The organism is Methylobacterium segetis (genome assembly GCF_004348265.1).
Taxonomy (GTDB): domain Bacteria; phylum Pseudomonadota; class Alphaproteobacteria; order Rhizobiales; family Beijerinckiaceae; genus Methylobacterium; species Methylobacterium segetis.
In genome coordinates this window covers 77287-99372 of sequence record NZ_SMNT01000002.1, presented here as the reverse complement: position 1 = coordinate 99372, position 22086 = coordinate 77287, and the positions used below count along the sequence as shown (strand labels likewise).

At 70.4% G+C, this 22086-nt stretch carries 21 protein-coding genes and 1 tRNA gene; 12 read left to right on the top strand and 10 right to left on the bottom strand.

What is annotated here, in order from left to right; translation table 11 throughout:
- Positions 1–91 precede the first annotated feature (91 nt).
- Together E1J50_RS01005 and E1J50_RS01000 are read left to right on the top strand one after the other, a co-directional pair.
- On the top strand, positions 92–1396 hold the full coding sequence (locus E1J50_RS01005; protein ID WP_132249481.1) for a YeaH/YhbH family protein: 1305 nt from the start codon (positions 92–94) through the stop codon (positions 1394–1396).
- Between the two features lie 43 nt (positions 1397–1439).
- Positions 1440–3014 (top strand): SpoVR family protein, encoded by a 1575-nt coding sequence (locus tag E1J50_RS01000; protein WP_132249479.1) that lies wholly within the window; start codon positions 1440–1442, stop codon positions 3012–3014.
- 10 nt (positions 3015–3024) lie between these two features.
- Here the strand turns inward: E1J50_RS01000 and E1J50_RS00995 are convergent, their stop codons facing one another.
- Complete coding sequence (locus E1J50_RS00995; RefSeq protein WP_245516382.1) at positions 3025–3390, bottom strand: hypothetical protein; 366 nt, start codon at positions 3388–3390, stop codon at positions 3025–3027.
- A 239-nt stretch (positions 3391–3629) separates the two neighbouring features.
- Between E1J50_RS00995 and E1J50_RS00990 the strand changes: the two genes are divergently transcribed.
- The 3 genes from E1J50_RS00990 (at position 3630) to E1J50_RS00980 (ending at position 5259) form a co-directional block, all read left to right on the top strand.
- Entirely contained in the window at positions 3630–3812 is a 183-nt protein-coding gene (locus E1J50_RS00990) for a hypothetical protein (protein ID WP_245516381.1), read from the top strand.
- A 152-nt stretch (positions 3813–3964) separates the two neighbouring features.
- On the top strand, positions 3965–4591 hold the full coding sequence (locus tag E1J50_RS00985; protein ID WP_132249475.1) for an outer membrane protein: 627 nt from the start codon (positions 3965–3967) through the stop codon (positions 4589–4591).
- Positions 4592–4824: 233 nt separating this feature from the next.
- Positions 4825–5259, top strand: coding sequence for a VOC family protein (locus E1J50_RS00980; RefSeq protein WP_132249473.1), 435 nt, complete (start codon positions 4825–4827; stop codon positions 5257–5259).
- A 197-nt stretch (positions 5260–5456) separates the two neighbouring features.
- On the opposite strand, the gene E1J50_RS00975 is transcribed toward E1J50_RS00980, so the two are convergent.
- A tRNA-Pro gene (locus tag E1J50_RS00975) sits at positions 5457–5534 on the bottom strand.
- 144 nt (positions 5535–5678) lie between these two features.
- Between E1J50_RS00975 and E1J50_RS00970 the strand changes: the two genes are divergently transcribed.
- The 6 genes from E1J50_RS00970 (at position 5679) to E1J50_RS00945 (ending at position 14136) form a co-directional block, all read left to right on the top strand.
- Positions 5679–6968, top strand: coding sequence for a glycosyltransferase family 4 protein (locus E1J50_RS00970; RefSeq protein WP_132249471.1), 1290 nt, complete (start codon positions 5679–5681; stop codon positions 6966–6968).
- Positions 6969–7127: 159 nt separating this feature from the next.
- Positions 7128–7448, top strand: a complete 321-nt coding sequence (locus E1J50_RS00965; protein WP_132249469.1) for a rhodanese-like domain-containing protein — start codon at positions 7128–7130, stop codon at positions 7446–7448.
- A 117-nt stretch (positions 7449–7565) separates the two neighbouring features.
- Positions 7566–8720 carry an efflux RND transporter periplasmic adaptor subunit gene (locus E1J50_RS00960; protein ID WP_132249467.1) on the top strand — a complete coding sequence of 385 codons (1155 nt, stop codon included), beginning with the start codon at positions 7566–7568 and terminating at the stop codon, positions 8718–8720.
- Positions 8721–8850: 130 nt separating this feature from the next.
- Entirely contained in the window at positions 8851–12063 is a 3213-nt protein-coding gene (locus tag E1J50_RS00955) for an efflux RND transporter permease subunit (RefSeq protein WP_132249465.1), read from the top strand.
- A 128-nt stretch (positions 12064–12191) separates the two neighbouring features.
- Positions 12192–13202, top strand: a complete 1011-nt coding sequence (locus tag E1J50_RS00950; RefSeq protein WP_132249463.1) for an SDR family oxidoreductase — start codon at positions 12192–12194, stop codon at positions 13200–13202.
- A 67-nt stretch (positions 13203–13269) separates the two neighbouring features.
- Complete coding sequence (locus E1J50_RS00945) at positions 13270–14136, top strand: MBL fold metallo-hydrolase (protein WP_132249461.1); 867 nt, start codon at positions 13270–13272, stop codon at positions 14134–14136.
- A 214-nt stretch (positions 14137–14350) separates the two neighbouring features.
- Here E1J50_RS00945 and E1J50_RS00940 read toward each other — a convergent pair whose 3' ends face one another.
- The 6 genes from E1J50_RS00940 to E1J50_RS00915 form a co-directional block, all read right to left on the bottom strand.
- The gene (locus tag E1J50_RS00940) at positions 14351–14845 is read right to left on the bottom strand and encodes a MerR family transcriptional regulator (protein ID WP_132249459.1); all 495 of its coding nucleotides are present in this window, start codon (positions 14843–14845) and stop codon (positions 14351–14353) included.
- A 73-nt stretch (positions 14846–14918) separates the two neighbouring features.
- A complete protein-coding gene (locus E1J50_RS00935; protein ID WP_132249457.1) occupies positions 14919–15242 on the bottom strand; it encodes an integration host factor subunit alpha in 324 nt (107 codons plus the stop codon).
- A 147-nt stretch (positions 15243–15389) separates the two neighbouring features.
- Positions 15390–16367 carry a beta-ketoacyl-ACP synthase III gene (locus tag E1J50_RS00930; protein ID WP_132249455.1) on the bottom strand — a complete coding sequence of 326 codons (978 nt, stop codon included), beginning with the start codon at positions 16365–16367 and terminating at the stop codon, positions 15390–15392.
- 22 nt (positions 16368–16389) lie between these two features.
- A complete protein-coding gene (plsX, locus tag E1J50_RS00925; protein WP_132249453.1) occupies positions 16390–17424 on the bottom strand; it encodes a phosphate acyltransferase PlsX in 1035 nt (344 codons plus the stop codon).
- Between the two features lie 141 nt (positions 17425–17565).
- Positions 17566–18096, bottom strand: a complete 531-nt coding sequence (locus E1J50_RS00920; RefSeq protein WP_245516380.1) for a YceD family protein — start codon at positions 18094–18096, stop codon at positions 17566–17568.
- A complete protein-coding gene (locus E1J50_RS00915; protein WP_132249451.1) occupies positions 18093–18638 on the bottom strand; it encodes a ubiquinol-cytochrome C chaperone family protein in 546 nt (181 codons plus the stop codon). The genes E1J50_RS00920 and E1J50_RS00915 overlap by 4 nt, the downstream gene beginning before the upstream one ends.
- A gap of 169 nt (positions 18639–18807) precedes the next feature.
- Between E1J50_RS00915 and E1J50_RS00910 the strand changes: the two genes are divergently transcribed.
- The gene (locus E1J50_RS00910; protein ID WP_132249449.1) at positions 18808–19299 is read left to right on the top strand and encodes an outer membrane protein assembly factor BamE; all 492 of its coding nucleotides are present in this window, start codon (positions 18808–18810) and stop codon (positions 19297–19299) included.
- A 37-nt stretch (positions 19300–19336) separates the two neighbouring features.
- Here the strand turns inward: E1J50_RS00910 and E1J50_RS00905 are convergent, their stop codons facing one another.
- Complete coding sequence (locus E1J50_RS00905; RefSeq protein ID WP_132249447.1) at positions 19337–20002, bottom strand: HAD hydrolase-like protein; 666 nt, start codon at positions 20000–20002, stop codon at positions 19337–19339.
- A gap of 41 nt (positions 20003–20043) precedes the next feature.
- A complete protein-coding gene (locus tag E1J50_RS00900) occupies positions 20044–21942 on the bottom strand; it encodes a sensor histidine kinase (RefSeq protein WP_132249445.1) in 1899 nt (632 codons plus the stop codon).
- Positions 21943–22086 lie beyond the last annotated feature (144 nt).

Sequence of the window (22086 nt, the reverse complement as noted above, 5' to 3'; positions counted from 1 at the left end):
GTTCCGGAGAACCCTCCGCCGCCAGCGTTGCGGGCGACCGGCCGGGACGAAGGGACCGGTCGGGACATGAGGGCGAAGGCTTAGGCACCGGATGCACATCGTCGACCGTCGGCTCAATCCAGGCGGCAAGAGCCTCGCCAATCGGCAGCGCTTCCTGCGCCGGGTCAAGGATGTGGCCCAGCGCGCCGTGCGCGAATCTGCCCGCGAGAAGGACATCAAGGACCTCGGCAAGGACGGGCGCGTCAGCGTCCCCGCCGACGGCGTGCGCGAGCCCCGCTTCTCCCGCCAGCCCGGCAGCGGCCTGCAGGACCACATCCTGCCCGGGAACAAGACCTACGTCGAGGGCGACCGGATCGAGCGCCCGCCGGGCGGCGGGGGCGGCGGAGGCGGCGCCGGAGAGGGGGGCGACGGCAGCGAGAACAGCGAGGACGCCTTCCAGTTCGTGCTCACCCGCGAGGAGTTTCTCGAGCTCTTCCTGGAGGATCTGGAACTGCCGGACCTCGCCAAGCGCCGCCTCGCCGTCGTCGAGTCGGAAGGGCTGCGCCGCGCCGGCTACACCGTCACGGGCTCGCCCGCGAACCTCGCCCTGACCCGGACGCTGCGCAACTCGATGTCGCGCCGCATCGCGCTGAAGCGCCCGAAGCCGGACGAACTCGCGGCTCTCGAGGCCCGGATCGCCGAGCTGCGTGAGGGTGACCCCGCCCTGCCCGATCTCGAGCTGAGCCTGGAGCTGCTGCGCGAGCGCTCGAAGCGCATCCCCTACGTCGATCCGATCGACCTGCGCTACCGCCGCTTCGAGCCCTATCCGCGGCCGGTGGCGCAGGCGGTGATGTTCTGCCTGATGGACGTTTCGGGCTCGATGACCGAGCACATGAAGGACCTCGCGAAGCGGTTCTACATCCTGCTCCACATCTTCCTGACGCGCCGCTATCGGCACGTGGAGATCGTCTTCATCCGCCACACCGACCGGGCGACGGAGGTCGACGAGGAGACCTTCTTCTCCTCGCGCGAGACGGGCGGCACGCTGGTCTCCTCCGCACTCGTCGAGATGAAGCGCGTCATCACCGAGCGCTACGACCCGAACGACTGGAACATCTACGCTGCCCAGGCGTCGGACGGCGACAACGTCTCCTCGGACGGCCCGACCGCGACGGAATTGCTGCGCAGCCACATCCTGCCGGCCTGCCAGCACTTCGCCTATCTGGAGGTCGGCGACGAGAACGGGCCGCGGGCCGGCTTCGTCGAGCACCGCACCACCCTGTGGCGGACCTACGAGGGCATCGCCAAGTCCGGCGGCGCCATCGCCATGCGCAAGGTCAACCACCGCCGCGAGATCTACCCGGTCTTCCGCGAATTGTTCGGGCGCAAGGACGCCCGGGCGGAGGCTGAGGCTTGAGCCGTTCCTCACCCGAAGGGACAACAGCGAGAGAGGCCCGTTCATGGTCGGCAGCCTGAGCCGCGCGACGTCCCGGTCGGTCTCCGGATCGGCCGAGCCCCTGTTCACGGGCAACGACTGGGATTTCGACACGATCCGGCGAATCCACGACGCCTGCGAGGCGGTGGCCGGGCCCGAACTCGGGCTGTCCTGGTATCCGAATCAGATCGAGATCATCACGGCCGAGCAGATGCTCGACGCATACGCGTCGATCGGGATGCCGCTGTTCTACAAGCACTGGTCCTTCGGCAAGCATTTCGCGCAGCACGAAGCGGGGTACCGCCGCGGCCTGATGGGGCTCGCCTACGAGATCGTCATCAATTCCGATCCCTGCATCTCCTACGTGATGGAGGAGAACACGGCCACGATGCAGACGCTCGTGATCGCCCACGCCGCGTTCGGCCACAACCACTTCTTCAAGAACAACTACCTGTTCCGGCAATGGACGGACGCGGAAGGGATTCTCGACTATCTCGATTTCGCCAAGGGCTTCATCAGCCGCTGCGAGGAGCGGCACGGGCATCAGGCGGTCGAGCAGGTGCTCGACGCCGCGCACGCCCTGATGAGCCAGGGGGTGCATCGCTACCCCCGCAAGAAGCGGCCCGACCTCGCCTCCGAGCAGCGGCGCGAGCGCGAGCGGATCGAGCACGGCGAGCAGATCTACAACGATCTCTGGCGCACCCTCCCCTCGAAGCCCGGCGCCGTGCGCTCGGACGCGGCGGCCGAGCGCCGCCGCGCCCTGCTCGAACTGCCGCAGGAGAACATCCTCTACTTCCTGGAGAAGGTGGCGCCCCGCCTGCGCCCCTGGCAGCGCGAGATCCTGCGCATCGTCCGGCTCGTGGCCCAGTATTTCTACCCACAGCGTCAGACCAAGGTGATGAACGAGGGCTGCGCCACCTACGTCCACTATCGGATCATGAACGCGCTCTCCGAGAAGGGGCAGATCGGCGAGGCGGCCTATCTCGAGTTCCTGCAATCGCACACCAACGTGATCCGGCAGCCCAACTACGACGACCGATCCTATGGTGGCCACAACCCCTACGCGATCGGCTTCGCCATGATGCAGGACATCGCCCGCATCGCCGAGAATCCGACCGACGAGGACCGGGCCTGGTTCCCGGAAATCGCGGGGGTCGGCGACGGCATGGGCGTGCTGCGCGACATCTGGGCGAATTATCGCGACGAGAGCTTCATCGCGCAGTTCCTCTCGCCCAAGCTGATCCGGGACTTGCGCCTGTTCCACGTCGTTGACGATCCGGACGAGCCGGAATTGCGCGTGGAGGCGATCCACGACGAGCGCGGCTACCGGCGCCTGCGCCGGTCCTTCGCGCGCCAGTACGACGTGGCTTGGCTCGACCCGGATATCGAAGTCGTCGACGTGGATCTCGAGGGCGACCGCCGCCTGATCCTCCACCACAAGGCGCTGAACCGCATCACCCTTCAGAAGGACGACGCGCGGCGCGTCCTGCAGCACCTCGCGGACCTCTGGGGCTACGATGCGGTGCTGAAGGAGGTCGATCCGGCCACCGGCTCGGTCCTGGCCGAGCATACGGCGAGCGCGCGGCCGATCTTCTTCTGACGCGCCGGCCTCAGCGCGGCAGGACCAAGCCGGGCACGACGGTGCCCGCCGTGCCGAACAGCGCCGATGCGCGGGCGCAGCTGTCCGGGATGTTCTTCCGGTAGGCCTCGATGTAGCCGTGGGCGGCGAGCCGGAGGTCTCCCGTCTCCAGGTCCGGCATCTCGTATCCGAGGGAGGCGACGACTGCCTTGAGGCGGTCCGGGTCGCTGCGCAGGTTGGGGCAGAACAGGTTCACGAAGCCGGCCAGACCGGCGAGCTTGGCGGCGGTCTCGCTCCTCGAGGGCGGGATGCCGGACGCCGCCGGCGCCTCGGCCGATGCGGGCGTCCGGGGGGCGGCAAGGCACATCAGCGTCGCGATGCAGAGGGCAGCTCTCATCTCGTCTCCTCGCGCGGCGCATCGTTCTGCGCGGCCGTCGCGCACGCCGCGACAAGGATAAGAGCCAGGATTGACTTCCCCCGTCCAGACGTCATCCAGTCAAAGAGACGGGATGGGGGGAGAAACACGTGATCAGAGCATTTATGATATCATTATTAGGGATGATCTGGGCGGTAACATTTGCCGATGCTGCCCGACTTGCGATGGACGACAAGGCATCGCTCTGGCCGAGAGCGAGCATGCAGGAAAAGATCGACTTCACGAACCGGATGGGCAAGGCCTTCGTCGCCCTCTCGCCGGACCTCGACAGCCGCTTCTTCATGCGCTGCCTGGAGGAGACGGCCAATATCGGCGACACCAAGGACCTGCGCATGGAGGAGATGGTGAGGGCCTGCATCGCGGTCGGCAGCAAGGCGCCGTGAGGGCGACGGGGCGCTCGATCGCGATCATCGCGCGATCCCGTCTCGGCGGGGTCCCGCGTTGATCGCGATCATCCCGGTGGGGCCTCGTGCGGAACGCACGGCCAGGCCCGGTCGGCCTGTCTCGGCCGCCCGCTTTCGGCTACCCTGACCCCATGATGAGACCATCGCAGCCCCGCGCGTTGCGCCTGTTCGCGTCCGGCCTGCTGCTTGCCGGCTGCGTCCTGCGGGCGGATCCTGCCGCCGCGCAGGGCGTCCCGTTCGTCACCGGCTTCGGGGCCCTGCCCGCCTTCGCCTGGCCGCCAGCGGCGGGGAGCGAGGAGAATCGCTGGGCCGGTTCCTACGCCCGCCTGTCGACCGGGTTCGAGGTGTCCTCGTCGAAGCGGTTCGGCAGCTCGGCAGGGCCGACGATCGGGTTCGAGGGCGGCCGGATGTGGCAGGAGGGCCGCTTCGTCTTCGGCGTCGCCGGCGGGTTCGACTACCTGTCGGCGCTCGGCGGGGTCAGGCCCGGCCTGAGCGGTCTCGCCTATACGCGCGATTTCGCGGGGGCGCTGCAGGTCAAGGTCGGAACGCTCCTGACGCCCGACGTGATGCTCTATGCCAGAGGGGGCGTGCTGGCCGTCCACGGGACGCTGGAGGACCGGGCACGGCCGGTCTCGCGCTCCTTCGCGCGCGAGGACATCGCCGTCGTGCCGGATGCGCATGTCGGCGTCGAATGGGCCGTGTCCGACCGGCTCTCCGTCGCGGTCGAGGCGGGCGTGGTCGGCGGCAATCTCCGCTGAGGCCCCGGGCCAGCGCGCCGGCAGCGAAACGGGCGGCCTCCGGGACCTTCCGATGGGGCCGGGCGCCACCACCCGTACCGGCCGCGCGGCGGCGATTGCCGACTCGTCGCATTGATGCAGGATGCGGAGGATCGGGCGCGCCCCGTGACGGGCAGGCGACGTCCGGCGCGAGGGGCCCGGCCCCGTGCCGCGCTCCCGTCTCGGCGGGGCCGTCGCAGGAGGAGGCCAGGAGCATGCTCAGGCGCTTCGACCATCTGACCATCGTGGTGCGGGATCTCGACCGCGCCAAGGAGTTCTTCGCCGTCCTCGGCTTCCGGGAGGCCATGTCCGTGGTGATCGCCGGAGAGCCCTTCTCGGACTACATGGGCGTCCCCGAGATCGAGGCGGACCACGTGACGCTCGTCCTGGAGGACGTGACGCCCCGGACCGAGATCCAGCTTCTGCGGTACCGTCATCCGGATCCGCTGCCCGATCCCCACATCCGCGACCTGAACAAGCTCGGCATGAACCACATCTGCTTCGCGGTGGACGATGTCGAGGAGGAAGTCGCGAGGCTGAGGGCGCATGGCTTCGAGCCGCGCAACGCGATGATGGATTTCCACGCGCGCAAGCTCGTCTTCATCGACGGGCCGGAGGGCGTCACCGTCGAACTGGCCGAGTGGCATTAGGCCGGCTGAAGCGGAGAGGTGCCCGCGCTCGACCGTGCCCGCGAGAGGAGACGCTGAAGCGCCGCTTCGGAGATCGGCGACGCGCTTGTGGCGGATAGAGCTGACGGTCCGGCGGTTCCGTTCGGATGAACGTCCGGGCGCCGCGCATGCGAGGCGCGCGGCCGACACGTCCAGAAGCTTGCCGGTGATGGAAATTTTGGTCGGAGCGAGAGGATTCGAACCTCCGACCCCTAGTCCCCCAGACTAGTGCGCTAACCGGGCTGCGCTACGCTCCGACGCCCCGAGAGGGCTTGCGCGTCTTAGCTTTCCGGTATCGCCTGCGCAACCCCCCTCCGCGGGGCGCGCACGGCGGCTGGTCGAGGCCGCGCGGGACGGTTAACCCGAAGCCTCGACACGCCCGCCGCACCGTTCGGACATCCATGACAGACAGACCGGTCGCCTTCGACCTCACCCGCCTGATCACGCGCCTGCGCCACGCGAGCCCGACGGGAATCGACCGCGTCGATCTCGCCTATGCCCGCTGGGCGCTCGAAGGCCCCGGCCCGCGCTTCGGGCTCGTCACCACGCCGCTCGGGCCGCGGGTCATCGACCGGGCCGGCGCCGCGGCGATCGTCGAGGCTGTCGCCGCGGGCTGGGTCGAGGATGTCGCGGCGGAGGCCGATCCCGTCTACCGGCGCCTCGCCGGCCGCCTCGGCGCGGAGACGCGCGGGCCTGCCCCCGCGAGCCCGCCTCGGGCACAGCGGGACGCGTGGCGCCGGCGCCGGATCCAGGCCGAGACCTCGCTGCGCACCCTGCGCGCGGGCGGCCCGGACGCGCTGCCGGCGGGAACCGTCTACGTCCACACCTCGCATCTGCGCCTCGACCGCCCCGAGCGGTTCGACTGGCTCTACGACCGGCGCGACCTGCAGCCGGTCTTCTTCCTGCACGACCTGATCCCGATCACGCATCCGGAATACGGTCGCCCCGGCGAGGCCGAGCGGCACGCGGCGCGGCTGCGCACGGTGGCGCGCCACGCGGCCCACATCGTCGTCAATTCGGCCGATGTCGGCGCGCGGGTCGCCCGCCACATCGGCCGGACCGGGGCGACGGCTCCCGGCATCACCGTGGGCCACCTCGGCATCGAGGCGGCCTTCGGGCGGGACGGCCCGCGCCTCGCCCCCGACCGCCCGGTCTTCCTCGTCTGCGGCACGATCGAGCCGCGCAAGAACCACCTCCTGCTCCTCCATCTCTGGCGGTCCCTGGCCGAGCGGATGGGGCCTGCCACGCCCTACCTCGTCCTCGTCGGCCGGCGCGGCTGGGAGGCGGAGAACATCGTGGATCTCCTCGATCGCTGCGAGGCGATCCGCGACAGCGTCGTCGAGGTTTCGGGGCTCTCGACGCACGGACTCGCCGCGCTGATGCGCTCGGCGACCGCCCTGCTGATGCCGTCGTTCACGGAGGGCTACGGCCTCCCGGTGGTCGAGGCGGCGGCGAGCGGCCTGCCGGTCGTGGCCTCCGACATCCCGGTGCATCGCGAGGTCGGCGGCGAGGCGGCCCTGTTCCTCGACCCCCTCGACGGCCCCGGCTGGGGGCGGACGATCGAGGATCTCGCGGCGCCGGCCTCCTCCCTGCGGGCGGAGCGCCTGCGCCGCCTCGCAACCTACGCGCCGCCGAGCTGGGCCGCGCATTTCGAGCGGGTGGAGGCGGCGCTCTCCACGCTTCCCTCATAGCCTGCAGTTGCACCTGTGACGGCTGACGAATATGGAAAGACGTCAGCCCCACCCCCGATCGTGTCGGATGCCGAAGTCTTGCGCGGCGTCACCGTCGCCTCGGGCCCGGTCCCTGGCTATGGATGCTCCGGGGCGCGGACTTTGACGAGGATGGTGCGCATGAAGGTCGTCGATCTGGACCGGGACGCGATCAAGCAGGGGCTCGCCGACAACGCGCTCCTCGTCATCGACGTGCGCGAGCCGCACGAATACGAGGGCGGCCACATCCCGGGCGCGGTGCCCCATCCGCTCTCGAGCTTCGACACGGACGCCCTCGCCGCGCTGATCGCCGACGACCCGCGCCGGCCCGTCTTCTCCTGCGCGTCGGGGGTCCGGTCGGTGCACGCCCTCGCGGCGGCCCAGGCCGCGGGTCTACCGATCGAGGCGCATTACCGGGGCGGCTTCAAGGATTGGGCGGCCTCCGGAGAGCCGGTCGAGTGATCGGGCGAAGGCGCGGCGCTCGGGCGCCGTCATCCCGCATCGGGATCGGCCGTGTGCGGTGGCGCACCACGCGCCCCGGCCCGGCCGAGTAGGGCGCGAAGCGTAGGGATACCCATCATGCACAAGCGCCGGTTCTCGAACCTCCTCCTCGCTGTCGGGCTGGGAGCCCCGCTCCTCCTCGCCGGGTTCGCCGCGCCGGCCCAGGCGCAGGCCCCGGGCGGCCCGCCGCCCACCGTGACGGTGGCCAAGCCCGTCGTCCGCGAGATCGTGGAGCGCGATTCCTACACCGGCCGCTTCGACCCGGTGGAATTCGTCGAGGTGCGTGCGCGCGTCACCGGCTACCTCGACAAGATCGCCTTCCAGGACGGCGCCAACGTGAAGAAGGGCGACCTGCTCTTCATCATCGACCGGCGCCCCTACAAGGCGGCGCTCGACCAGGCGCAGGCGACGCTCACCTCCGCCAAGGCGCGCCTCAACTTCACCCAGACCGACCTGGAGCGCGCCCAGACGCTCAGCCGCTCGGGCAACATCTCCGAGCAGGTCACGGACCAGCGCCGGCAAGCCTCGCAGACGGCGCAGGCGGATGTCGACAACGCCGAGGCCGCGCTGCGCCAGGCCCAGCTCAACTACGATTTCACCGAGGTCCGCTCCCCCATCAGCGGGCGGATCAGCCGGCGCCTCGTCACCGAGGGCAACATCGTCATCACCGACCAGACGCTGCTGACGACGATCGTCTCGCTCGACCCGATCTATTTCGGCTTCACCGTCGATGAGCGCTCGTTCCTGAAGTACCAGGGCAGCCTCGGCATCGGCATGGGCGCCTCGCAGCAGGGCAAGGGCGTGCCGATCCTCATCGCGCTGACGGGCGAGGATAAGCCCACCCGCAAGGGCACCCTCGACTTCGTCGACAACCGCGTCGACAACCAGACGGGCACGGTGCTGCTGCGCGCCACTGTCGAGAACCCGGACAACTTCATCAAGCCGGGCCTGTTCGGCATCGTCTCCCTGCCGGCGACGAAGCCCTTCCAGGGCATCATGCTGCCCGACGAGGCGGTCTCGGCGAACCAGGACAAGCGCATCGTCTACGTGATCGCCGAGGACGGCACCGCCTCCGCCCGGGAGGTCAAGCTCGGCCCGAAGGTCGACGGCTACCGGGTGATCCGCGACGGGCTGAAGGGCGACGAGACCGTCGTCATCAACGGGCTCACCCGCGTGCGCCCCGGCGCCAAGGTGACGCCGGAGACGAAGACGCTGCCGCCGACCCGCTCCTGAGGCGCCGCACGGCACCCGAGCGGGAGACACGATTGACCGCCGCCCGTGGCCCGCGCGCCCCGGGCGTCGCGCCGCAGACGACGCAGGCTGCCGGCCGCCGCGAGGCGCCGGGCGGCGAGAGGTTTGACCGATGCGTTTTGCCCATTTCTTCGTCGATCGCCCGATCTTCGCCTCGGTCACGTCGATCGTCTTCCTGATCCTCGGCTACGTCGCCTACGCGTCGCTGCCGGTCTCGCAATATCCCGAGATCGTGCCCCCGACCGTGACGGTGCGCGCCTCCTTCCCCGGCGCGAACGCCGAGACGGTGGCGGCCACCATCGCGACGCCGATCGAGCAGGAGATCAACGGCGTCGACAACATGCTCTACATGACGTCGCTCTCCACGAACGACGGCAACATGCAGCTGACCGTCACGTTCAAGGTCGGCACCAACCTCGATATCGCGAACGTGCTGGTGCAGAACCGGCTCTCGGTGGCCCAGCCGCGCCTGCCGCCGGACGTGCGCAACCTCGGCGTCACCGTGCGCAAGGCCTCGCCCGACCTGATGCTGGTCGTGCACCTGCTCTCGCCGAACAAGACCTACGACCAGAACTACCTCGCCAACTACATCTACCTGAACATCCGCGACGAGATGCTCCGCCTCGACGGCGTCGGCGACATCACGATCTTCGGCGGCAACGAGTATGCCGAGCGCATCTGGCTCGATCCCGACAAGCTCGCGGCCTACGGCCTCACCACCACGGACGTCACCGGCGCGCTGCAGGAGCAGAACGTGCAGGTGGCCGCCGGCGCCCTCGGCGCGCCGCCGGCGCCCTCCTCCAGCGCGTTCCAGCTCGTGGTGCAGTCGCAGGGGCGCTTCCAGACGCCCGACGAGTTCGCCAGCGTCATCGTGAAGGCGCGGGACGGGCGCCTCGTGCGCCTGAAGGACATCGCCCGCGTCGAGATGGGGCAGAAGGACTACACGACGAACTCCTTCCTCAACGCCACGCCCGCGGTCGGCATCGGCGCCTTCCAGCGCCCGGGCACGAACGCGCTCGCGGCGGCCGCCACGGTGAAGGCGACGATGGAGCGGCTGAAGGGCAACTTCCCGCCCGACGTCGAGTACCGGATCGCCTACAACCCGACCGAGTTCATCGAGGAATCGATCCACGAGGTCTACAAGACGCTGTTCGAGGCGGTGGCGCTCGTCGTCATCGTGGTGCTCGTCTTCCTCCAGAGCTGGCGCACGGCGCTCATCCCCGTCATCGCGATTCCCGTCTCGCTCGTCGGCACCTTCGCGGTGATGGCGGCGCTCGGCTTCTCGCTCAACAACCTGACCCTGTTCGGGCTGGTGCTCGCCATCGGCATCGTCGTCGACGACGCGATCGTCGTGGTGGAGAACGTCGAGCGCAACATGGCCGAGGGGCTCTCCCCCGGCGAGGCCGCGCACAAGACCATGGACGAGGTCGGCGGCGCCGTCGTCGCGATCGCGCTGGTGCTCGCGGCCGTGTTCATCCCGACCGCCTTCATCCCCGGCATCTCGGGCCAGTTCTACAAGCAGTTCGCGCTCACCATCGCGGCCTCGACCATCATCTCGGCCTTCAATTCGCTCACCCTCTCGCCCGCGCTCTGCAAGCTGCTCCTGAAGCCGCACAACGCGCACGCCCAGCCGAAGTTCTTCCTGACCCGCTTCGTGAACTGGCTCGCCAACGGCTTCAACAAGGGCTTCGACAAGCTCTCGCACGGCTACGCCGCGACGATCCGCTTCCTGACGGCGAACGCGATCGGCCTGATCGCCATGCTCCTCGTCTACGCGGCCTCGATCGCCGGGACGGTGCACCTCGCGCAGACGACGCCGACAGGCTTCATCCCGGACCAGGACCAGGGCTACCTGATCGGCGTCGTGCAATTGCCCTCGGGCGCCTCGCTCGACCGCACGACGGAGGTCGTGACGCGGGCGGCCGAGATCGCCCGCGGCGTCGACGGGGTGACGAACACCGTCATCATCGCGGGCTTCGACGGCGCCACCTTCACGAACACCACCAACGCGGCGGTGATGTTCCTCACGCTCAAGAACGCCAAGGAGCGGGCGGCCCAGGGCCGCAGCGCCGCCGTGGTGACCGGCGACGTGCTCAAGGCCACGGCCGGCATCCAGGAGGCGCGCATCATCGTGATCCCGCCGCCGCCGGTCCGCGGCCTCGGCACGGGCGGCGGCTTCAAGATGCAGGTCGAGAGCCGGCAATCGTCGGATATCGGCCCGCTCCTCGCGGCCGCGGGCGAGCTGATCGGCCAAGCCAACCAGAGCAACGACGTGCAGCGGGTCTTCACGACCTTCGGCAACGACACGCCGCAGCTCTTCATCGACATCGACCGGACGGTCGCCCGGATGCTGGACGTGCCGCTCGCCAACGTCTTCTCGACGCTGCAGGCGAATCTCGGCGGCGCCTACGTGAACGACTTCAACACGCTCGGCCGCATCTACCAAGTCCGCGTGCAGGCGGACGCGCCCTTCCGCGTCAGCCAGGAGGACATCACGCAGCTCAAGGTCCGCTCCTCGACCGGGGCGCTCGTGCCGATGGGCACGCTCGCCCAGATCCGGGAGATCACCGGCCCGCAGATCGTGCAGCGGTTCAACCTGTTCTACTCGGTGCCGATCCAGGGCACGGCCAAGCCCGGCATCTCGACGGGCCAGGCGCTCGACGCCATGGAGCAGATGGCCCAGAAGGCGCTGCCCGGCGGCTACGCCTACGACTGGACCGAGATCGCCTTCCAGCAGAAGGCGGCGGGCGGGACGGCGATCTACGTGTTCGCCCTCGGCGTGCTCCTCGTCTTCCTGGTGCTGGCCGCCCAGTACGAATCCTGGGCGCTGCCGCTCGCGATCATCCTCGTCGTGCCGACGGGCGTGCTCGCCGCGCTCTTCGGGGTGCAATTGCGGGGACAGGACAACAACATCCTGACGCAGATCGGGCTGATCGTGCTGATCGGTCTGGCGGCGAAGAACGCGATCCTGATCGTCGAGTTCGCCCACCAGATCGAGGAGACCGAGCACAAGGGCCCGGTGGCCGCCGCCGTAGAGGCGTGCCGCCTGCGCCTGCGCCCGATCCTGATGACGGCCTTCGCCTTCATCCTCGGCGTGCTGCCCCTCGTCATCGCGACGGGCCCCGGCGCCGAGATGCGACAGGCACTCGGCACGGCGGTGTTCTTCGGCATGATCGGCGCCACCGTGTTCGGCCTGTTCCTCACGCCCGTCTTCTACGTCGTGATCCGCAACATCCTGATCTGGCTCGCGAAGAAGCGGGGCAAGGACCCGCAGAACACGACGCCCGACAAGCACGACCCGCACGCGACGCCGGCTCACCCCTAGAGCCGGCCCGCACGCCGCCACTCCCCGCGGCCCCGCTCCCCGTGTCGATTCGGCACCCGGGCGGGGCCGCAACCGTTCGGGGCGCCCCGCATTGAAGGGCCGGGGCGGTCGAGCGTGAGGGTTGCGGAATGGCGCGCGTGGTGGTCGTGACGGGTGGGACCTCGGGAATCGGCCTCGCGACGGCCCTTCTCTTCGCCGCCCGCGGCTGGTCGGTCGCGGTGATCGCGCGCGATCAGGAGCGTCTCGACGCCGCGCAGGCCGCGCTCGCGGCCCACGGGCACCCCGCCCTCGCGATCTCGGCCGACGTGTCCGACGCGCAGGCGGTCGATGCGGCCGCCGAGCGGATCGAGCGCGAGCTCGGCCCCATCCGGGCCTGGGTGAACAACGCGATGTCGACCGTGGTGAGCCCGGCCGACCGGATCACGCCGGACGAGTACCGCCGGGTGACCGAGACGACCTACCTGAGCCAGGTCTTCGGGACGCTCGCCGCGCTCCGCCACATGAAGGCGCGCAACCGCGGCGCCATCGTGCAGGTCTCCTCCGGCCTCGGCATCCGGGCGGCGCCCCTCCAGGCACCCTATTGCGCGGCGAAGTTCGCGGTCTCGGGGTTCACGGACGCGCTGCGGGCCGAGCTGATCCACGACGCCGTCGACGTGTCGCTCACCGTCGTCTACCTGCCCGCCGTCAACACCCCGCAATTCAACTGGGCGCGCACCCGGACCGGGCACGGGCAGAACGCGCCCGATCCCGTCTTCGACCCGCGCCTCTGCGCCGAGGCGATCCATTACGCCGTCGAGCATCCCCGCCGGGAGATCTGGGTCGGGCGCTCCTCGCTCATGATGGCCGTGGCACAGGCGGTCGCGCCGGGATTGGCCGACCGCAAGGCCGCCGACGCCTGGGAGAGCCAGCTCGAGGATCACCCGGTCCCCGACCGGGCCGGCAACCTGTTCGAGCCGGTGCCGGGTCAGGTCGGCGCGGAGGGCCGCTTCGGCGAGCGCATGAAGCACACCCGCACCGAGTTCTGGACGAGCCGGGAGCGCGACCTCGTGGTGCTGGGCCTCGCGGGCGTCGCGGCGCTGGGGGTTGCGGGCCTGCTGACGGCCGCCCGGGCGCCACGCCGCCTCCTCGGGCGGCGCTGAACGCCCCCGTGCATTCGCGTCCCCGGCCTGCTAGGTCAGCCCACCGTCACTTGCCGCGAGACGCTTCGTGCCCGGATATCTGCCCTTCGCGGGCGCCCTCAAGCTGCCCGCCTATACCTGCGACAATTGCGGGTTCTGGCAGCGCCATTTCGAGGCTCCGCCGCATTGCCCGATGTGCCTCGACGCCCGCCACGTCGTTCCGCAGGACGGCTGGCGCTTCTGGACCGAGCGGCAGGCGCAGGAGCGCTTCCCCTGCCACTGGCAGGAACTGGAGCCCGGCGTTTGGCGGTTCTGGAACGAGCCCGTCTCCGGCATCGGGCCGAGCGCCTACCTGATCCGGACCGACGCCGGCAACATGGGCTTCGAGGCGTGCCCCGTCTTCAGCGAGGCGGCGCTCGATCACATCGCGAGCCTCGGCGGGATGCAGGTTCTCTCGGCCTCGCATCCCCATTCCTACGGCGCGCTGGTCCAGCTGCAGGACCGGTTCGACCCCGAACTCTGCCTGCCCGCGGCGGATTTCACCTGGAGCGCGGCCCTGCAGGTCTCCTGGCCCTACGACGATTTCCTGGAGCCGCTGCCGGGGCTGGAGCTTCACCGCACGGCCGGCCATTTCGACGGGCACGCCGTGCTGTACGACCGGGCGCGGCAGATCCTCTTCTGCGGCGACGCCCTGAAGTTCGAGCTCGATCCCCGCGACTTCCGGAAGGCGCTGACGATCTCGGCGCACAAGGCCTTCGTGCGGGGCGTGCCCCTGACGATCAACGAGCTTCGCCGCTACCGGGACGTGTTCGCCCAACTCGACTTCCGGCAGACCTGGACGCCGTTCGAGCCGGCGGCGAATTGCGGCCGCTCCGAGGTGCTGGCGTTGATCGATCGGATGCTCGGCACCCGCCCACACGCGGCGCCTGTGCCGCTCGACAGCCTGAGGGGGTAGGACAGGCCGCTCGACGGCGAGACGCCTGTCGCAATCGGCAGCCGCGACGCGCCCCCTCTCCAATTCGGGAGAGGGTTGGGGTGAGCGGTGCAGGTCTGTCCGAGGAGGTCGCATCCCTCATCCGGTCCGTGTGCCGAGCAACCGAAGTCTCCCGGACGGAAGAGGCGGATCCGCCCCGACCGCGGGGTACGACGGCAGGGCCGCGTTCCCCGGCCTATTGCTCCGGCGGGAGCCGCAGAGCCGCCAGCGCGTCGCGGCAAGCCTTCAGCTCGGCGAGCGCCTCTTCCAGTGCGGCGCGCGCCCTGTCCGCGCCGGCCTCCCGCGGCGGCTCGGCGGTACTCGCCTCGCCGGCCGGCTCGGTCTCCTGCGGCGAGGGAGCGTCGGCCGCAGCCTCGCCGCGGCCGACCGCCTGGACGAAGCGGACCCCGTTCTCGCGCAGCACCCGCTGGGCGCCCCGGATCGTGTAGCCCTGGCCGTGCAGGAGCTGTCGCACGCCGCGCAGGAGGTCGACATCCGTGGGACGGTAATAGCGCCGCCCCCCTGCCCGCTTCACCGGGCGGATCTGCGCGAAGCGGGTCTCCCAGAAGCGCAGGACGTGCTGCGGCACGTCGAGATCCTCCGAGACCTCCTTGATCGTGCGGAAGGCGTCGGGCGCCTTCTCGGCCCGGGGGCCGATCTCGGCATCCTCGGTCACGGCTGCGAGCGTCATGGTCGCTCCCCTTCCCTACCGACCGGCCCTGCGCGGGCGTTGCGCCGCCCGTCGCCGCCGGTGCGGGCCGGCCTCAATCGTCGCCGTCGGTGTGATCGGCGCCATTGGCCCCGTTGATCCGCGCCTTCAAGACGTTCGACGGCTTGAACACCATGACCTGCCGCGGCTCGATCGCCACCTCGACGCCGGTCTTCGGGTTGCGCCCGACCCGCTTGCCCTTGCTCCGCACGACGAAGGAGCCGAACGAGGACAGCTTCACCGTCTCCCCCTGCGCGAGGCAGGTGCAGATCTCCGACAGGACGGTCTCGACGAGAGCGGAGGATTCCGTGCGCGAGAGACCAACCTGCTGGTAGACGGCCTCGCTCAGATCGGCGCGTGTGACCGTCTTTCCTGTCATGCTTCGACCCCCCCGGCGATTCGACGCTTGCGGCGTATCTCTATGATCCCGCACGCTAATCGGCGCCGTACCCCGGGTCAACCGCGGCTCTTGGGATCGGGCTGCGAAAACGAATCCGATCCGTTCGGGTTGCGCGGACAGGGGCGCTCACCAGCGGATGAGCGCGGCGCCCCAGGTGAAGCCGCCGCCGATCGCCTCGATCATGACGAGGTCCCCCTCGCGGATGCGCCCGTCCTTGCGGGCGACGTCGAGGGCGAGCGGGATCGAGGCCGCCGAGGTGTTGCCGTGCCGGTCGACCGTCAGCACCACCTTCTCGCGCGCGATCCCGATCTTGTCGGCCGAGGCCTCGATGATGCGGCGGTTGGCCTGATGGGGCACGAACCAGTCGAGGTCGTCGACGGTGATGCCGGCACGCCGGAACGCGTCCTCGATCACGTCGGTGACCGACCCCACCGCGAAGCGGAACACCTCCCGGCCCTCCATGCGCAGGCGGCCGGTCGTGCCCGTCGTGCCCGGCCCGCCATCGACGTAGAGCTTCGAGCGGTGGCGGCCGTCCGAGCGCAGGCTCGTGCTCAGCACGCCCCGGTCCGCGTTGGAGCCGGCGCCCTCGCGCGCCTCCAGCACGATGGCGCCGGCGCCGTCCCCAAACAGGACGCAGGTGGTCCGGTCCTCCCAGTCGAGGATGCGCGAGAAGGTCTCGGCGCCGACCACGAGGGCGCGCCGGGCGGCCCCCGTCGTCAGGAACTTGTCGGCGGTCGTGACGGCGTAGACGAAGCCGGCGCAGACCGCCTGCAGGTCGAAGGCCGCGCCCTGATGGATGCCGAGGCCCGCCTGGATCTGCGTGGCGGTGGAGGGAAAGGTGTGGTCGGGCGTCGAGGTCGCGCAGATGACGAGGTCGATGTCCTCGGGCCCCAATCCGGCCTCGGCGAGTGCGGCCTGTGCCGCCCGGATGCCGAGGACCGAGGTGCTCTCGCTCTCGTCCGCGAGGTGGCGCTGCCGGATCCCGGTGCGCTGGACGATCCACTCGTCGGAGGTCTCGACGCGCTGCGCGAGCTCGTCGTTCGTGACGGCGCGTGCCGGGAGGGCCGAGCCGCAGCCGACGATGACGGAACGCAGGGCTACCATGAGGATCCTTCTCCCGCCGGCCTCATGCGGAGACCACGGCGGGCGTCTGGTCGAGCATGTCGCGGATCGTGCGCATGAGATCGTGGCGGGCCATGTCGTGGGCAAGGTCGATGGCCGCTGCGAAGCCCTGTGCGTTCTCCGAGCCGTGGCTCTTGATGACGATGCCCTCGAGCCCGAGGAACACGCCGCCATTGGCGCGGCTCGGGTTCATCTTCTCGCGAAGGGCCTGGAACGCGCGGCGGGCGAAGAGGTATCCGATCTTGGCCGACAGGGTGCGGCTCATGGCCGAGCGCAGGTAGGAGCCGATCTGCTTGGCGGTGCCCTCCGCCGTCTTCAGGGCGATGTTGCCCGTGAAGCCCTCCGTCACCACGACGTCGACGGTGCCGCGGCCGAGATCCGTGCCCTCGACGAAGCCGTGATAGGCGAAGTTCGGCAAGTCCATCTCGCGCAGGAGGCGCGCCGCTTCCTTCACCGCCTCGTTGCCCTTCATCTCCTCGGTGCCGACATTGAGGAGGCCCACCGTCGGCCGGTCGAGGTCGAACACGATGCGGGCCATGGCCGCGCCCATCACCGCCATCTCGACGAGGTGCTCGGCGTCCGTGCCGATCGTCGCGCCCACGTCGAGCACCACGCTTTCGCCGCGGATCGTCGGCCACAGGCAGGCGATGGCCGGGCGCTCGATGCCGGACATCGTCTTGAGGCAGATCTTCGACATCGCCATCAGCGCGCCCGTGTTGCCCGCCGAGACGCAGGCATCGGCCTGCCCGTCGCGCACCGCCTGGATCGCCTGCCACATCGAGGATTTGCCGCGCCCCTGGCGCACGGCCTGGGAGGGCTTGTCGTCCATCGCCACCGCGACCGAGGTGTGGCGGATCTCGACGGCGCCCTTCAGGCGCGGCTCGGCCTCGACGAGGGGCCGCAGGACGGCCTCGTCGCCGAACATGAGGAAGGTCGTCTCGGGATGGCGCTCCCGGGCGATGGCCGCACCCGGCACGACGGTCGACGGCCCGTGATCGCCGCCCATGGCGTCGAGCGAGATGCACACGCGTTGTGACATGGGTGTTGTGTCGCGGCCTCGTGCGGAGGGCTGCCGGGTCGCGGGGGCTCGCTCTGTTCGAGGGGACCGCCCGGCGCCGCGGAAAATAGCGATCCGGGCCGGGCGGGCAAACGAAATCTGAGTCCGGGCGGATTCGGCGCCCTATTCCCCGCCCGGCTGGCCATCCCGCAGCCGGGCGAGAGCGGCGAAGGGCTTCTCCTCCTCGCCCTCCCGCAATTCCTCGAAGGCAATGCCGGGCTTGCGCGGATACGGGTCGAGGCCGAGCGCCAGGAACTCGGCGGTGAGCGCGCCGAAATCGATGCGGCCGTTCACGATCGGATCGGGCAATTCGGCATCCTCTGCGTCGGTGCCGACGAGCTGATCGGCGTTGGTGAAGTCGACCTCGACCGGTTCGCTGACCTTCGCCTCGAACGGGTCGAGGCTCACCGTGCAGACCTGCGTCACGCAGGCCTCGACGGTCCCGGTGACGCGGAGCTGGCTTAGCGAGCCGTCGAGATCGAACCGGCCGACGAGATCGCGGATCGCGGGGATGCCGAAATCCCGGGCGAGCGCGTCGCACTCGGCCTGCGTGGCCTCGACGGTGACCGTGCCGCGCCCCTGCGGCAGGCGCTCGACGTTGACGGAGCGGGTGAGCGGGCCGCCCTCGTGCCGGTACATCTCGCTACGGGTCATGCTGCATCTCCGAACGCATCCGGATCGGGAAAGGGCGGGGCGGCGAGGATGGCGTCGAGATCGGTCCGCGCCAGCCCCGCATTGGCGGCCCGGACATAGGCCGCGAGCCCGGCCGCGGCCCCGGGCTCCTCGCGGCCCAGGACGTTGCGGGCGAGCGCCGCCGCCAGGGCGGCCTGATCGTCCGCGTCGAGGGCGGCGTCGTAGCCGGCGGCGCGCCCGTAGAAGGCGGCACCGAGCTTCTTCATGCGCTTGGGCACCCCGAAATCCCCGACGCCGAGCTCCCGCAGCGACGCATCGAGCTGCAGGAAGACCGAGTTCACGAGATCCTGCGCCACGTCCGCGGCCGGGGGCGGCAGCGCGTTGAGCCTACGCAGGACGAGGATGACGTGCAGGCTCAGGCACTCGAAGCGGCCCTCCACCGTATCGGGCACGCCGAGCCGCGCGTAGAGCCCCACCTGCCGCGACGCCTCGTTGACGCGGGCGTGCAGCTGCCGGATCGTCGCGCGGCGATCATCCCCGCGGCGGAAGAAGCGGGCGATCATCGGGCGCCCCCATGCCTCTGCGCGAAGGCTTTGGGGTGTGGCCGAGCTTGCCTTGTCAAAACCATAACCCCGCGGTACGGCAACCCACGGCCAAGGCGCAAGCGTTCATCGGGCACAGGCCCGGAGCCCGCATCCGTGTCCGGGTTGCCAACAGTCTCAAGGGGGGCCGATGTCGCGCCGTCTCGTCTCGTCGCTCGCTCGTCTCGCCGTGGTCGGGCTCCTCGCCACCGGCGTCTCCGGCTGCATCGGCGAGGATCTTCGGCACGGCTACCCGATCGATCAGGCGGCCGTCGCGTCGATCAAGCCCGGCGCGAGCCCGGAGCAGGTCCTGCAGATCCTCGGGTCGCCCTCGACGGTCTCCACGGTCGGCAACAAGTCCTGGTACTACATCTCCCAGAACACCCGCCGCACGGTGATGTTCCTCGGCGAGTCGGTGCAGGATCAGAAGGTGGTCGCGGTATATTTCAGCTCCGGCTTCAAGGTGGAGCGCGTGGCCCTCTACGGCCTGCAGGACGGGCGCGTGTTCGACTTCATCGAGCGCACGACGCCGACGAGCGGCGCGGACCGCGCCTTCCTCAGCCAGCTCTTCCGCGGCCTGACGCGCTACGAGCCCTTCGGCAGCGGCAGCAGCCCCGTGCCCGGCGCCAACCGCGGCCTCTGATCGCGGTTCGGCTCGAGCCCGCCGCTGCGCGGGCTCCTCAGGCGAGAACGGGCGTCCCGGCGAGCAGCCGGGCGATCTGGCCCGGCTCCTCGAACAGATGGTCGGGACCGGTGGCGGCGAGCGCATCGGCCCGCGTGTAACCCCAGGCCACGGCACCGAAGGCGCATCCGGCCGCGCGGGCGGCCTCCGCATCGCGGATCTCGTCGCCCACGCTGAGAACCTCCTCGGGCGCGACGCCGGAGCGGCGGATCAGCGCGGAGAGGCGCCGCGCCTTGCCGAAGAGCGAGGCGCCGCAGGCATAGGCTTCGACGAGGCCGGCAAGGTCCGCCCCGAGCACGCGGCGCACGTTCGATTCCGTGTTCGAACTGAGGATCGCGAGGCGCAGCCCGCGTCCCGCCAGCGCCGTCAGCGCGTCCGGCACGCCCGGGAACAGGCGCAGCCCGTCGATGTCGCGGGCCGCGAGCCCGTGCATGTGGCGCGCGATGGCCGGCAGCTTCCAGAGCGGCACGCCGAGATGCGCCACGATCTCGCGGGCGCCGAGCGCCCGCAGGGCCTCGACCTCGTCCTCGGCGATGCGGCTGAAGCGGTAGCGGTCCGCCACGCCGTTGATGACGGAGCAGAACCACGGAAAGCTGTCGGCGAGCGTCCCGTCGAAATCGAGGACGACGAGGCGGCAGGGCGCGGGCGGGCGCTCACGGGTCATGGCGGGGCGGGCAAGGCAGAGGGGCGAGCGGAGAGGCCGCCTCAATAGCGCAGATTCGCCACCGGGACACGCAGGCGCATCACCAGCCCGCCCGGCGCCCATTCGTGCTCCAAGCTGCCGTCGAGCTGGCCCGCGACGCTCCGCTCGGCGAGCACCGTGCCGAAGCCGCGGCGGGACGGCGCGTGGGCGATCACGGGGCCGCCCGCCTCCGCCCAGGTCAGATGATAGCTGTCGCCCTCGATGCGGCCGGTCAGCGAGACAGTGCCGTCCTCCGTCGAGAGGCCGCCGTACTTCACGGCGTTCGTCGCCTGCTCGTGCATGATCAGCGCGAGCGCGGTGGCCGCCCGCTCACCCACCGGCGCGTCGTCCCCGCCGATCGCCACGCGCGCGCGGCCCGCCTGCATGTAGGCCGCCATGATGAGCCGCATCAGGCCGAGCAGCGTCTCGCCCTCGACGGTGGGGGCGCTCTCCGGCGAGTGGGGCCGCACGTATTCATGGGCCTGCGCGAGGGCCGTCAGCCGCTCGCGGAAGGCCTCGACGAAGGGGCGCGCCTCGGGGTCGCTGCGCGCGGTCAGGGCCGCGATGCCGCCCACCACCGCGAAGATGTTCTTGATGCGGTGCGACAATTCCCGGATCAGGAGGTCGCGGGCCTCCTCGGCGCGCTTGCGCTCCCGGAGGTCGCGGGTCACCGTCGCGTAGCCGACCTCACGGCCGGCCGCGTCGCGCACGGGGAAGATGTTGTAGAGGACGGCGATCCCCTCGCCCGTGCCGAAATGGCGGAAGGCGAGTTCCCCCTCCCACCAGCCGTCGCGGCGCACGGTCGGCAGCACCACCTCGTCGAGGATGCGCTGGCTCGCCGGCATGAAATAATCCGCGATCCGGGTCTCGCGGGCGGCGGCGAGGTCGCCGAGCCCGACGAGGCGGAGCGCCGCCTCGTTGAGGTGAACGATCCGCCCCTCCGCATCGGCGACGCCGATGAAATCCTTGGACGTCTCGACGACGGCGGCGAGCTTGCGCGCCTCGGTCTCCGCGCGCTTCAGGTCCTCGATATCGGTGCAGGTGCCGAACCAGCGCTCGATCCGGCCGCTCGCGTCGCGGATGGGCATCGCCCGGCCGAGCGTCCAGCGATATGCGCCCGTATGGTGGCGCAGCCGGTACTCGATCTCGTAGGGCTCGCCGGTGGCGAGCGAGTGACGCCAGCGCGACCAGGCCCGGTCCTGATCGTCCGGGTGGAACATGCCGTTCCAGCCCTCGCCATCCGTCGAGCCGTAGGGCACCCCGGTGAACTCGTACCAGCGGTCGTTGTAATAATCGTGGAACCCGTCGGGCAGCGTGGTCCAGACCATCTGCGGCATCGCCGCGGTCATCACGCGGAACCGCCGCTCGCTCGCTTCGAGCTCCGCCTCGCGGGCGGTGATCGTCGCGAGATTCTGCCGGTGAGCGAGGAGCGCCGTGATCTGCCGAGCGAGCGCGCACAGGGTCTCGCTCTGCGCAGGCGAGAGGCCCTGAGGCCGCGGCTCATGGTCGAGGACGCACAGGCTGCCAAGCGGCAGGCCGGAGGGCCCGCGGATGACGGCACCCGCGTAGAACCGCAGGAAGGGCTCGCCCGTCACGAGCGGGTTCTCGCGGGTCCGCCGGTCCGCGGTGAGGTCCGGCACGACGAGGAGGGCCTCCTCGCGGATCGCGTGCGCGCAGATCGACCGGTCGAGGGGGGTCTCGGCGCAGCCGAACCCGATCTCGGCCTTGAACCATTGCCGCTCCTCGTCCACGAAGCTCACGAGGGCCGAGGGCGCCTCGCAGACGAGGGCCGCGATCCGGATCAGGTCGTCGTAGGCGGCGTCCTGCGGGGTGTCGAGGACGTGCAGGGCGCGCAGGTCCGCGAGCCGCTCGGCCTCGGACCAGGCCGGCTGGGCCACGTCGCCCGGCAATTCGGACGTCAATTGAGCTGATCCTTCTCCACACGCCGAGAGATAGTCAGCGTGCCCGCCCGGGAACAGGACAAAGACCACCGATCCGGTCGAAAGCCGCAAAAAAGTACGGCTGCCGCGGCGGGAGATCCCGGATCGCAGCAACCTTGCAAGTCA